At 38.4% G+C, this 12739-nt stretch carries 13 protein-coding genes and 1 tRNA gene; 12 read left to right on the top strand and 2 right to left on the bottom strand.

What is annotated here, in order from left to right; genetic code table 11:
• Window positions 1-241: 241 nt before the first annotated feature.
• From PB01_RS12575 to PB01_RS12520, 12 genes are all read left to right on the top strand, one after another.
• On the top strand, window positions 242-853 hold the full coding sequence (locus PB01_RS12575) for a succinate dehydrogenase cytochrome b558 subunit (RefSeq protein WP_151700523.1): 612 nt from the start codon (window positions 242-244) through the stop codon (window positions 851-853).
• Window positions 854-900: 47 nt separating this feature from the next.
• Entirely contained in the window at window positions 901-2661 is a 1761-nt protein-coding gene (gene sdhA / locus PB01_RS12570) for a succinate dehydrogenase flavoprotein subunit (RefSeq protein WP_151700522.1), read from the top strand.
• A 2-nt stretch (window positions 2662-2663) separates the two neighbouring features.
• Window positions 2664-3440 carry a succinate dehydrogenase iron-sulfur subunit gene (gene sdhB, locus PB01_RS12565; RefSeq protein WP_151700521.1) on the top strand — a complete coding sequence of 259 codons (777 nt, stop codon included), beginning with the start codon at window positions 2664-2666 and terminating at the stop codon, window positions 3438-3440.
• A gap of 320 nt (window positions 3441-3760) precedes the next feature.
• Window positions 3761-4204, top strand: a complete 444-nt coding sequence (locus tag PB01_RS12560) for an acyl-CoA thioesterase (protein ID WP_151700520.1) — start codon at window positions 3761-3763, stop codon at window positions 4202-4204.
• A 65-nt stretch (window positions 4205-4269) separates the two neighbouring features.
• Window positions 4270-4500, top strand: coding sequence for a helix-turn-helix domain-containing protein (locus tag PB01_RS12555; RefSeq protein ID WP_151700519.1), 231 nt, complete (start codon window positions 4270-4272; stop codon window positions 4498-4500).
• A 209-nt stretch (window positions 4501-4709) separates the two neighbouring features.
• The gene (locus tag PB01_RS12550) at window positions 4710-5168 is read left to right on the top strand and encodes a MarR family winged helix-turn-helix transcriptional regulator (RefSeq protein WP_151700518.1); all 459 of its coding nucleotides are present in this window, start codon (window positions 4710-4712) and stop codon (window positions 5166-5168) included.
• Window positions 5169-5177: 9 nt separating this feature from the next.
• The gene (racE, locus tag PB01_RS12545; protein WP_151700517.1) at window positions 5178-5975 is read left to right on the top strand and encodes a glutamate racemase; all 798 of its coding nucleotides are present in this window, start codon (window positions 5178-5180) and stop codon (window positions 5973-5975) included.
• Between the two features lie 74 nt (window positions 5976-6049).
• Window positions 6050-6814: a ribonuclease PH gene (gene rph, locus PB01_RS12540; protein ID WP_151700516.1), complete on the top strand. Its 765-nt coding sequence runs from the start codon at window positions 6050-6052 to the stop codon at window positions 6812-6814.
• Window positions 6811-7404 carry an XTP/dITP diphosphatase gene (locus tag PB01_RS12535; protein ID WP_151700515.1) on the top strand — a complete coding sequence of 198 codons (594 nt, stop codon included), beginning with the start codon at window positions 6811-6813 and terminating at the stop codon, window positions 7402-7404. The genes rph and PB01_RS12535 overlap by 4 nt, the downstream gene beginning before the upstream one ends.
• A gap of 16 nt (window positions 7405-7420) precedes the next feature.
• Window positions 7421-7921 (top strand): metallophosphoesterase family protein, encoded by a 501-nt coding sequence (locus tag PB01_RS12530; RefSeq protein ID WP_151700514.1) that lies wholly within the window; start codon window positions 7421-7423, stop codon window positions 7919-7921.
• A gap of 575 nt (window positions 7922-8496) precedes the next feature.
• Window positions 8497-8570: transfer RNA gene (locus tag PB01_RS12525), tRNA-Arg, on the top strand.
• A gap of 433 nt (window positions 8571-9003) precedes the next feature.
• The gene (locus PB01_RS12520) at window positions 9004-9285 is read left to right on the top strand and encodes a tyrosine-type recombinase/integrase (protein ID WP_192797353.1); all 282 of its coding nucleotides are present in this window, start codon (window positions 9004-9006) and stop codon (window positions 9283-9285) included.
• Between the two features lie 369 nt (window positions 9286-9654).
• Here the strand turns inward: PB01_RS12520 and PB01_RS12515 are convergent, their stop codons facing one another.
• Together PB01_RS12515 and PB01_RS12510 are read right to left on the bottom strand one after the other, a co-directional pair.
• Window positions 9655-11175: a CoA-acylating methylmalonate-semialdehyde dehydrogenase gene (locus PB01_RS12515; protein ID WP_151700512.1), complete on the bottom strand. Its 1521-nt coding sequence runs from the start codon at window positions 11173-11175 to the stop codon at window positions 9655-9657.
• A 22-nt stretch (window positions 11176-11197) separates the two neighbouring features.
• A complete protein-coding gene (locus PB01_RS12510; RefSeq protein ID WP_151702052.1) occupies window positions 11198-12559 on the bottom strand; it encodes an aspartate aminotransferase family protein in 1362 nt (453 codons plus the stop codon).
• Window positions 12560-12739: the final 180 nt, after the last annotated feature.

The raw sequence follows: 12739 nt of genomic DNA, 5'->3' as shown, positions 1-12739 counted from the left end.
CAGAAAAAAATTCAGTTGGTAAGAGTAATAGTTTGTGAAAAAGGAAACGAATCATTATAGAAAGATGTAAGCTTTTAGATTTTAGAAAAAAATAAAGATGCCTTGACGCTCTAAAATGATGAGAGTACAATGGATATGTCATAAATACGTAACATGATGATGTGAAAAAGTGGTGAATTCTATTGCTTTTTTACAATAGTATTCAAGTAAGCCAAATGGAAAATTGAGGGGGGCAACTGTTTTGTCGAAAAATCGCGAATTTTACTGGCGTCGATTACATTCACTTTTAGGAATAATTCCTGTTGGTTTGTTTTTGATGGTACATTTAGTAGTAAACCATTTTGCTACAAGAGGAGCAGATGCATTTAATAACGCATCGAATTTTATGGAAAGTTTGCCGTTTTTGCTTATAATGGAAATCTTCATAATTTATTTACCATTATTGTTCCACGCATTTTACGGAATTTACATTGCATTTACAGCGAAAAATAATCCGAAAAATTTTGGTACTCTTCGTAATTATTTATTTATTTTACAACGATTTACTGGAATTTTTCTTGTTGTATTTATTGCCTGGCATGTTTTTGAAACGAAGATTCAAACGGCAATCGCAGGGGATGAAGTTAATTTTGATATGATGGCAAATATTTTATCAAATCCATGGATGTTTGGCTTTTATATCGTTGGGATAGTAGCTGCTACATTCCATTTAGCTAATGGTATTTGGTCATTCTTAGTTAGCTGGGGCTTTACGCAATCACCTAAATCCCAACAAATTGTTACATATGTAACATTAGTAATCTTCTTAGCGTTATCTGTAGTTGGTGTACAAGCTCTATTAGCGTTTAGATAAGATCCTTCTACAAGTTCAACTACTATTAAATGAGGAGTGAGATAAACATGGCAAAAAGTAAACTAATTGTTGTCGGCGGTGGATTAGCTGGATTAATGGCAACAATGAAAGCGGCCGAAGATGGCACGCATGTAGACCTATTTTCAATAGTTCCTGTAAAACGCTCACACTCTGTTTGTGCTCAAGGTGGTATTAACGGAGCTGTAAATACAAAAGGTGAAGGTGATTCACCAACAGTTCATTTAGATGACACTGTATATGGTGGGGACTTCTTAGCAAATCAACCTCCAGTAAAAGCTATGGCAGATGCTGCACCTGGAATAATTCACTTATTTGACCGTATGGGTGTTATGTTTAATCGAACACCTGAAGGGTTATTAGACTTCCGTCGTTTCGGTGGTACATTAATGCACCGCACTGCTTTCGCGGGAGCAACGACTGGTCAACAATTACTTTATGCTTTGGATGAGCAAGTTCGTCGATTTGAAGTCGATGGATTAGTTACAAAATTCGAAGGATGGGAATTCCTTGGAATAATAAAAGATAATGAAGGCGTTTGTCGTGGTATTAAAGCACAAAACCTTCAAACAATGGAAATTCGTGCATTCCGCGGAGATGCTGTTATTATGGCAACTGGTGGGCCAGGAATTATTTTCGGTAAAACGACAAACTCAATCATTAACACTGGTTCTGCAGCATCAATTGTATATCAACAAGGAGCTCATTATGCAAACGGAGAATTTATCCAAATTCATCCAACAGCAATTCCTGGTGATGACAAATTACGCTTAATGTCAGAATCTGCACGAGGTGAAGGTGGACGGATTTGGACATACAAAGACGGTAAACCTTGGTATTTCCTTGAGGAAAAATACCCTACTTATGGGAATCTTGTTCCACGTGATATTGCAACACGTGAAATTTTCGATGTATGTGTTAACCAAAAACTAGGTATTAACGGTGAAAACATGGTTTATCTAGACCTTTCTCATAAAGATTCACATGAACTTGACGTTAAATTAGGTGGCATTATCGAAATCTATGAGAAATTCACTGGTGATGACCCACGTAAAGTTCCGATGAAAATTTTCCCGGCCGTTCACTATTCTATGGGAGGATTATGGGTAGATTACGATCAAATGACGAATATCCCTGGATTATTTGCTGCAGGAGAATGTGATTATTCACAGCATGGAGCCAACCGTTTAGGAGCCAACTCATTGCTATCTGCTGTATTTGGCGGTAGTGTTGCAGGTCCTAATGCAGTGAAATATATGAGAGGCTTGAATACTCATGCAGTAGATATGGACGATGTTATTTTTGATGCGGAAGTTAAACTTGAACAAGAAAAATGGGATCAAACGTTAGCGATGAAAGGTACTGAAAATGCTTACTTAATTCATAAAGAACTAGGTGAGTGGATGACAGATAATGTAACGGTTGTTCGTTACAACGACAAACTTGAAGCTACTGACAAAAAAATCCTAGAGTTACTTGAACGATACGAAAATATTAATATGGATGATACACAACAATGGTCTAACCAAGGTGCATCATTTACTCGTCAATTAAAAAATATGCTATATTTAGCACGTGTAATTACATTAGGTGCGCTGAATCGTAACGAAAGCCGTGGAGCACATTATAAACCGGATTTCCCGGAACGTAATGATGAAGAATTTATGAAGACGACGATGGCTAAATTTGATCCAACTACTGGAGCTCCGATTTTCCATTACGAAGATATAGATGTATCACTTGTTGCACCTCGTAAACGTGATTATTCTTCTAAGAAGGGAGAAAATTAATAATGGTTACAGCAACAGAAACAAAAAAAGTACAAGTTGAAATATTACGTCAAAATACACCAGAATCTACACCTTATTGGGAAAAATTCGAAGTGAACTGGCGTCCAAATATGAATGTTATTTCTGCGTTAATGGAGATTCGACAAAATCCAGTTAATACGGACGGTAAAGCTACCACTCCAGTAACTTGGGATATGAGCTGTTTGGAAGAGGTATGTGGGGCTTGTTCGATGGTAATTAACGATAAGCCACGTCAGTCTTGTTCTGCTCTTATAGATAAACTGACACAACCTATTCGTTTGGCACCAATGAAAACTTTCCCAGTTGTTCGAGATCTTCAAGTGGACCGTACACGCATGTTTGACTCTTTGAAAAAAGTGAAAGCTTGGGTTCCTATCGATGGTTCTTACGATCTTGGTGAAGGACCTCGCATGCCTGAACGTAAACGTCAATGGGCATATGAGTTGTCAAAATGTATGACTTGTGGTGTATGTTTGGAAGCATGTCCGAACGTTAATAGTGGTTCTTCATTTATGGGCCCAGCACCACTTTCACAAGTTCGTTTATTCAATGCACATCCAACTGGTGCTATGAATAAAGACGAACGTTTAAATGAAATTATGGGTGATGGTGGCCTTGCAAACTGTGGTAACGCTCAAAACTGTGTTGTTGCATGTCCAAAAGGTATTCCATTAACAACTTCCATTGCAGCATTAAACCGTGATACAACGGTTCAAATGTTCAAAAACTTCTTCGGAAGCGACCACATGGTTGACTAATAAAAGAAAAGCGCAATCGCCTATTTCTAACCCGACAGGCAAATGAGTTTAGTGTAGGTCTGCTTCGCCACATCCTGTGGCAAAGCAGACATGACCCGCGTCATGCGGGCCAAGGAGGCAGTTCCTCAGCCGCCGCAGTAATTTCACATTTGACCCCGAGGGAAAGGTGCTGGAGTCTAGACAGTTTCTAAGTAGAAAGGGTTTTACTTTCTATGGGCTGTTAATAGGAAATCTGTGTAGAATATTTATTTCTATGCAGATTTTTTATTTGTCTGATACAATAAATGAATAACTATTCATTTATTTGGGGGATTGTCACGATGAAAATTAGTTACATACAAGATTTAATGAGTTGGGAAAAGGAATTTACGTTTTATTCAGAGGTAAGTGTTCGTTTTTCTGAAACAGATATGTATGGTCATTTAAACAATACGGTAACGTTTGCATATTTTGAATATGCCCGTATAGAATATTTAAAACATATAAAGTTAATGAATGAATGGCTAAATCCGAATGGTGAAAAGATTCCTGTGGTAGCTGATTTGCAATGTAATTATATGAAGCAAGTCTTTTTTGACGAGAAATTACGTATTTATGTAAAAGCAAATTCTGTTGGTTCTTCATCCGCTGATCTTCATTACATGGCAAAGAATGAAAAAGGTGAAATCATCTTTACTGGTAGGGGAACGATTGTTCAGATTGATAAAAAAACTGGAAAAGGTTCTAAATGGTCTGAGGAAGAAATAAAAATTTTTAAAAAGTGAGCATAACTAGCCGTCACCTACTTTCCCTACGCTACATACGTTAGTAGAAGAGTGGATAGGGGGCTATGGCATTGTATGATAGTAATCAGCATCGATCAATACTGACGAACAGGGAACGTCAAATTTTTCAGTTATTAGTAGAAGATCATTCTACAAAAGAAATATCTATTCAGTTATCTATAAGTGAAAAAACAGTAAGAAATCATATTTCTAATACGATACAAAAACTTGGGGTATCGGGTAGGTCTCAAGCAATTGTTGAATTATTACGTTTAGGTGAATTGTCGTTGAATTAACCTTATTCTGCAGCTAAAGTCTGCTACTGAATGGGGTTAAAGTCTTCGGTAGATGTTAAAGATTTTGTATAGAAGTTTATCTTTCGACCTCTACTAAAAATCTATGCTAAAATACGCTGCGACGTAATTTATTTAGAATCCTTGCCATTTTCCTCAGAACACGTCACAATAATACTTAGTATGTATCGTTTTGAGGAGTGAAGGAACAGATGGCTGATGAAATAAAGAGTGTAAAACATAATCATGATGAAGTCGCTTTTTTAGAAAAAGAACTTAGACATATATCTGGTATTATAAAGCAAAAAGGGCGTCAAATGTTACATGCCTATACAATTACTCCCCCACAGTTTGTGGCACTACAATGGCTCTTGGAGCATGGAGATATGACAATTGGTGATTTATCAAATAAAATGTATTTAGCTTTTAGTACAACGACCGATTTAATTGATCGTATGGAAAAGAGTGAGCTTGTTCAAAGAATAAGAGATGAACAAGATCGTCGAGTAGTGCGTATACATTTGTTAAAAGAGGGCGAACGTATAATAGAAGAAGTAATTGTCAAAAGACAACATTATTTAGAAGACATACTAGATCAATTTAATTCAGACGAAGTAGCGAATCTATCTACATTACTAGAAAAACTACACCAAGAGATGAAAAAGAACTGAGGAATTCAAGTGAAAGCCCCGATTGGCGTTATAGACTCTGGAGTTGGCGGGTTAACGGTTGCAAAAGAAATAATGCGACTATTGCCGAATGAAGAAATTATTTATATAGGTGATACTGCAAGATGTCCATATGGACCACGTTCTGAAGAAGAAGTACGCAAATTTACCTGGCAGATGGCAATTGCTTTGTCTAAAATGAATATAAAAATGCTTGTTATAGCTTGTAATACAGCAACGGCAGTAGCACTTAATTCATTGGGCAAAAAATTGCCTTTTCCAGTAATTGGCGTTATTTTTCCTGGGGCGCGTGCTGCTATGAAAGCCACAAAAAAAAATGAAATTGTAGTGTTAGGTACAAGCGGTACGATTAAAAGCGGAGCTTATGAAACTGCGATTGCTTCTTTAAATACGTCCAGTAAAGTGATTCCTCTTGCTTGTCCTACCTTTGTGCCTCTTGTCGAAAGCAATGAGTATGAAGGTGAATTTGCTCGTAATATGGTTATTAATACGTTATTACCATTAAAAAACGAACAATTCGATACTGTTATTCTTGGTTGTACTCATTACCCTCTATTGCAACTATATATTGAGGAATCAGTTGGTCCACAGGTAATAGTACTTTCTTCAGCGGAGGAAACTGCCCAAGAAGTATTGGGATATTTAAACTTCCATCACATGCATAATCCAATTGCCGGCTATAAAAAACCGATTTTTTATACAACTGGATCTATTCCCATATTCAAGACAATCGTAGAAAAGTGGTTAGAATTACCGAATGCAGATGTAAGAACTATATCATTCACATGACCCTGTCAGCTTGAGAATCCTCGAAAAACAGGGTTTTCTTTTGCTTACATGGCCGTTTGAAAAAGGAGACATATATGACAACGAGAACTGATGGTAGAGATGTAAATCAATTAAGAGATATACAAATTGAAACAGATTATTTAATTCATCCGGAAGGCTCCGTATTAATAACGGTAGGACGAACTAAAGTGATTTGTAATGCAACAATAGAGGACCGTGTACCACCTTTTTTAAGAGGACAAGGTAAAGGCTGGATAACAGCGGAGTATTCCATGCTGCCTCGTGCTACAGAATCGCGCACACAAAGAGAAGCATCTAAAGGGAAGGTTACAGGTCGTACCATGGAGATTCAACGTCTAATAGGACGAGCATTACGTTCAGTCGTGGATCTAGAAAGCATTGGAGAGAAAACGATATGGATCGACTGTGATGTTATACAAGCAGATGGTGGAACGAGAACGACAAGTATTACAGGGGCTTTTGTTGCCTTATCAATTGCACTTGGAAAACTATACAATGAAAAGGGTTTACCGGTATTCCCGGTACGTGAATATTTAGCTGCAACAAGTGTTGGGATAGTTGAGAACATTGGTGTCGTATTAGATTTAAATTATGAAGAGGATTCCACAGCTTCTGTTGATATGAATATCGTGCAAACGAGCAGTGGAGAATATGTAGAACTTCAAGGTACAGGTGAGGAATCCACGTTCTCCAAAAAACAATTGTTGGAGTTACTAGAGTTTGGAGAAATCGGTATTCAACAACTAATGGATGTTCAACGTGCTGCACTTGGTGAATTAGCGACCAAAATTGGCGATAAAGGACAGGTAACAGAATGAAAAAAATAATTATTGCTACTAAGAATAAAGGAAAAGCAAAGGACTTTGAAGCACTATTCGGACCTCTCGGATATGATGTGCTAACATTGCATGATGTGGCAGACGATATGGATGTAGAAGAAACAGGTACTACATTTGAAGAGAATGCATTAATTAAAGCGACAGCCCTTTCTGAGCGTTTACAAACGATGGTGATAGCTGATGATAGTGGACTTGAAATTGACGCTCTAGACGGCCGACCAGGTATCTATTCTGCGAGATATGCTGGAGAAGCGAAAAGCGACGAAGCAAATATCGATAAAGTACTTGAAGAGCTTGTAAACGTGGAGGAACTAAATCGCACTGCTAGATTCGTTTGCGCAATTGCAATCGCATCTCCAAATTTAGAATCAGTAACCGTAAGAGGCACTTGCGAAGGTATCATAGCAAAAGAAAGAAAAGGCACTAACGGATTCGGTTATGACCCGATCTTTTATGTTCCATCTGAAAATAAAATGATGGCAGAGCTATCCGCGGAAGAAAAAGGAGCAATTTCTCACAGAGGAAACGCGATTAAAAAACTTTCCGAACATATTGCCAAGTTATTCTAATTGAGTAGGTAATCCGATGAAATTATTAGTATTTAGTGATACACATGGTGACACAAAAACGATGGAACAGGTTATACAGGTTCACCAAGATGTGGACGCTGTGATTCATTGTGGTGATAGTGAACTGGACTTTTCTTATTTTGAAAATAAATCCGTACATGTTGTCAAAGGGAATTGTGATTTTGATCCTAACTTTCCTAATGAAATTACTTTTCAAGTGAAAAATGAAACAATCTATGTGACGCACGGACACTTATATCAAATAAAATCAACGCTTTTGCCAATTTATTATCGTGCACAAGAAGTACAAGCGTCCGTTGTATTCTTTGGTCACTCTCATTTGCTCGGTGCAGAAGTAAATAATGGCATTCTTTTTGTGAATCCAGGTAGTATACATCAGCCGCGGGGAAGAAAAGAAAAAAGCTATGCAATCGTGGAAAAGTTGGACAAGCAATGGAGGGTATCCTTTTTTTCTGAAGAACATCGATTACTTGAACAAGTTCATTTTGAATGTTAAAGATATAAATGTGTTATTAATTTGTGAGTTAATCAATTTCATAATTTAAAGTTAGAGCATAAAACAGAGACAATATTAAAAGGGAAATGTAAAAGTATGTATAATATACTATTCATTAATCAGCGTAATTTCCGCTATAGGCGGACGCTTTCCGCGGGGTGAGAAATGAGCCATCACCGCCGCATTCGCGTCGTTTACGATGTCTCATATATCTCCGTGGAACGAAGGCTAAGAGCGCCACATCGTGTGGCAACGCCTTCGTGACCAACATCCTGTTGGCCTCCGTCTGGAGTCACCGCCTGTCGCTCCCATCAATAAAATAAGCATTGTTCGTGTTTGAAGAATTAAATGCTATTTATGAAATTCATTCAGTTAATCTAAGAATTCTACGAGGTTGCTTAGAGGTATTGAATCTCTCTTATGATATTAGAACAGTAGTCTGCTCTTTGACAGCTAGGAGCAAAACATTTTAATAACTCAACTTATTAAAAAAATACGAAATAGCATTGACTTAAAGTAGTTACCATTATATAATAAATCTTGTCTTTCCTATCTGTGTGGTGGGGGAGTACTTGGTCTCAGTAGCTCAGCTGGATAGAGCAACGCCCTTCTAAGGCGTCGGTCGGGGGTTCGAATCCCTCCTGGGACATACCGTTTTATAACGTTATATTTAGAGAAATAAGCACTTTCACTTATGATTCAATTTTACAGTACTCGGTCAGTCGAGTTTCTGTACTAAAGAATTGTAGGTGGAGGTGTTTTTTTCTTTGTCCAAAAAGAAGGGGATATTTAATATTCAAATTGAATAAGCATTGACTGTGATTATAAAGCAACTTGAAGTAAGTGGCTGTCGTGAAAGAACGTTATACGATTACCGCACTATTGTGCATTACTTTATCAGGGACACTAAAGTTGAATTTCTGATAGTCATAACCAGCGATGTTATTTACACTTGGTTTGAAAAGATGAATGTCAAAAATACAACTAAATTAACACGTTTGAAGTGCTTCAAAGCATTTTTAGCACGTTATTTTGATAATGGATGGTGGAGAAATAAGTTTTGACGGTCAGTAAATATCAAAGTGGATACTGAAATTAAGCTAGGGGCAACAGTTGAAGATGTAAGTTTACTATTATCTGTTCTCGACTTTACGAAGTTTTTGGAGTTGAGAAATGTCACAGTTGTTTTACTTATGTATCGTTGTGGATTGCGGATTGGGACAATTGTACGTATGAAGGGACAGCAAGTTGATTTTGTATATCAAAGATTACAACTTGACGAAGAGGTTATGAAGAATCATAAAGGATCAATTTTACCTGTAGATGAACAAATGCTTTACCTATTACAAGGAATTGGAAAGTAGAATAATCTAATCAGAGAAGAATACAAAGAAGATAACAGTAATTTATTTATTACGATTAATAAAGTGAAACTCAAACAGTGGGGGTTTTCCCCCATCCCCCACTATTTGTTAGTTGAACCATTCGGGGTTTTACTGCCCGTTAATGCGGGATAAATCAAGAATTTGTAATTTTACTTCAATAGAATACTTACTTCGAGCCATAAAAAATACTCCCCTAGATAAACAGAATTTTTTAATCTGTCTACCTAATGGAGAGCATATAAGTTCAATAACGAACAAGAGGTGCCTTATTTTTAACTAAAAAGCATTTGCGATTTTAAAAATAAGAGTAATTTTTTGAATGACTAGTAGAATATTTTACACCCGCCATCAGTCGTTATTACTTGGAAAAGCAAATGTTGACACGGATTCGCTGTTTTCTTCAAACCATTTTTCTGAAATGGTTTTGGTTTTGGTGAAGAAGCGGACTTGGTCAGGCCCAAACATATGCCCCTCGCCGAATCGAGAGCGTTTCCAACCAGCAAAGTTATAATAACCAACAGGAATTGGAATTGGCACGTTTACCCCAACCATGCCGACGTCAATTTCCGTAGTGAATTTGCGAGCGGCGGCTCCGTTATTCGTGAAAATTGTGACGCCGTTACCGAGCTCATGAGCATTGACTAAGTCAATTGCTTCCTCTAATGAATCTACACGGACGACGTTACGAGCAGGTCCAAAAACTTCTTGTTCATAAATTTCCATGCCAGGTTTGATGTTGTCTAATAAGGTAGGACCTAGATAAAAGCCATTGGAATTTTCAGCAATGTCTGGGTGGCGACCATCGCATACGAGTGTAGCGCCTTCTTCTAGGCTACGGTCGATATAGCCAATGATTGCATCCTTTGATTGCTTTGTAATAACAGGTCCAAAATCAACGTCTGAATCTGTGTACGGTCCCACTTTTAATTTTGAGATTTTATCAGCCAATACTTTGACAAGGTTATTTGCTGTTTCTTCGCCAACGGGAATGATTGTGGAAATGGCCATACAGCGTTGGGAAGCGGCCCCATAAGCAGCTCCTAAAAATGCGTTTGCGACTTGTTCTAAATCTGCATCAGGCATGACAATCATATTGTTTTTACCGCCACCTAATGCCGTAACACGCTTGCCGTATTTTGAACCGGTTGTGTAAATATAATCAGCGACTGCTGTGGAGCCGACAAACGAAATGGCTTCAACAGCAGGGTTTTCTAATAACTCGTTGACCGCATCCTTGTCGCCATTGATGACTGTCCAAACACCATCTGGTAAACCAGCTTCTTTCCATAGTTCCGATAAAAATAATGCGGAGCAGGGCACGCGCTCGGAGGGCTTTAAAATGACGGAATTACCGACTGCGACCGCCAAACTTGTAATGGCAAGTGGCACCATCACTGGAAAGTTGAATGGGGAAATCGCTGCAACGACGCCGAGTGGTACTTTTGCGGAATAAGCATTAATATCTCCGCCCACATTGACGGAGTAATCGCCTTTTAATAGGTGAGGGGCATTGATGGCTAAGTCTACGGATTCTAAACCACGTGTGATTTCACCCTTGGCATCCTCAATTGTTTTCCCGCTTTCGATACAAATGATGTCGATGAGCGTATCCATACGTGCGGTCATCAATTGACGAAACTTCATAACAATTTCAACACGTTTGCCAACTGATAGGGCTCGCCATGCTGGAAAGGCTGATTTAGCAGTTGCAATTGCACCTTGCACTTCCTCTTTTGTTGCAATAGGGACACGTGCAATCACTGCCCCTGAACTTGGATTGAAAACATCTGAGAAGTGACCACTTAAGCCTGCAACGATTTCATTATTAATAAAGTGCCCTAGTTCTTTTACCTCTGTATTCGTTACCATTCAATCATTTCCCCTTTGTGTTTTACGCATTTGGTAGTAGTTCATTTAAAGCATGCGTAAGTTTTTCAACAATCAAATCTTTTTCTGCTAATGAAATAATAAGTGGTGGAGCGAGTGTTAAAGTATTGTTAAAGCCTGCAACCGTGACACCATTTTTTCCGATGATTACCCCTTGTTCTTTACATAAAGAAATGACTTTGTTGACAGCAGTTACATCAAGTGGCGCTTTGGTATTCTTATCTTTTACAAGTTCAATGCCAATCAGTAAGCCTTTACCGCGGATATTGCCTACATTTGGATGATTCTTTAAGCGTTCTTGTAATTCTGCATGGAGAATTGCTCCCATTTCTTCTGAGCGAGCAAATAAATTTTCGTTTTCCAGAATTTCGATATTTTTGAGTGCAACAGCACAAGCTGCTGGAGAACCCCCGAATGTGTTGATATGGCGTAAAAAGTCGTACTCCTCGCTCCCTGCAAAGGCCTCATAAATTTCGCGACGCACAGCTGTAGCAGATAACGGCATATATGCGCTTGTTAAACCTTTTGCCATGGTTACAATATCCGGCTGAATGCCATAGTTTTGGAAGCCGAATGCTTTGCCTGTACGACCGAAGCCGCAAATTACTTCATCGACTATGAGTAAGGCCCCGTGCTTTTCACAAACTGCTTTTACGCCAAGCAAATAGTCCGCATGTGGCATTATTACGCCGCCGCCCGTAATAATAGGCTCGAGAATAACGCCGGCAATCGTCTCGGACATTTCCCACGTCATGACATTATCGATCGCCTGAACAGACGGTAGGGCAGCTGGCTCTGTAATATGATCTTCGTTTGCGCGGTAGGTATCTGGTGGTGCAACATGAATGAAGCCAGGTGCTAACGGTTCGTATTTATATTTGCGCTGTGCTTGCCCTGTTGCCGCTAATGCCCCCATCGTACTGCCGTGGTAGGCACGATAACGAGAAATAAATTTAGAGCGATTTGTGTGCCCTTTTTGCTGATGGTATTGACGTGCGATTTTGAAGGCGATTTCATTCGCTTCTGAACCACTATTAGAGAAAAATATTACATAATCATCGCCTAATAATTCGCTGATTTTTTCGCTTAGTTGAATGGCAGGGAGGTGCCCAACGGATAGGGGAGTATAGGTATTTTCCAGTAATTGCTCGTAAGCGACTTTGGCAATTTCCTCTCGCCCGTAGCCAACGTTCACACACCATAAACCAGACATGGCATCTAAATAACGGTTCCCATCAATGTCCGTTATCCAAGCGCCTTTCGATTTCTGAATGATAGCCGTCGCGTTTGGATTGTAGGGCTTCATGGAATGCCATACATATTGTTCATCTTTTACTTGCCAATTTTGACTCGTTAAATTCTTCATCAAATATAATCACTCCTTCATTTATCTTATGCTATCAATCCATTATTTATATTATTTTATAAACTTATTATTCTATTTATTGAGAAAAGTAGATTTGTACACAATGTAAGATAAATAAGCTTTTAGTATTATATCCATATATTCAGAATACACTTACTTTATAGTTTTTATAATGAATCA

The organism is Psychrobacillus glaciei (genome assembly GCF_008973485.1).
Lineage (GTDB): Bacteria > Bacillota > Bacilli > Bacillales_A > Planococcaceae > Psychrobacillus > Psychrobacillus glaciei.
This window is presented reverse-complemented; position numbering and strand designations above follow the sequence as displayed.

Bases quoted from the DNA above. Each gene is read 5' to 3' on its own strand.
- PB01_RS12515 (WP_151700512.1), bottom strand. From the start codon at position 11,175: ATGGTAACGAATACAGAGGTAAAAGAACTAGGGCACTTTATTAATAAT.
- PB01_RS12555 (WP_151700519.1), top strand. From the start codon at position 4,270: ATGGCATTGTATGATAGTAATCAGCATCGATCAATACTGACGAACAGG.
- PB01_RS12560 (WP_151700520.1), top strand. From the start codon at position 3,761: ATGAAAATTAGTTACATACAAGATTTAATGAGTTGGGAAAAGGAATTT.
- sdhB (WP_151700521.1), top strand. From the start codon at position 2,664: ATGGTTACAGCAACAGAAACAAAAAAAGTACAAGTTGAAATATTACGT.
- PB01_RS12550 (WP_151700518.1), top strand. From the start codon at position 4,710: ATGGCTGATGAAATAAAGAGTGTAAAACATAATCATGATGAAGTCGCT.
- PB01_RS12530 (WP_151700514.1), top strand. From the start codon at position 7,421: ATGAAATTATTAGTATTTAGTGATACACATGGTGACACAAAAACGATG.
- PB01_RS12510 (WP_151702052.1), bottom strand. From the start codon at position 12,559: ATGAAGAATTTAACGAGTCAAAATTGGCAAGTAAAAGATGAACAATAT.
- rph (WP_151700516.1), top strand. From the start codon at position 6,050: ATGACAACGAGAACTGATGGTAGAGATGTAAATCAATTAAGAGATATA.
- sdhA (WP_151700522.1), top strand. From the start codon at position 901: ATGGCAAAAAGTAAACTAATTGTTGTCGGCGGTGGATTAGCTGGATTA.
- PB01_RS12535 (WP_151700515.1), top strand. From the start codon at position 6,811: ATGAAAAAAATAATTATTGCTACTAAGAATAAAGGAAAAGCAAAGGAC.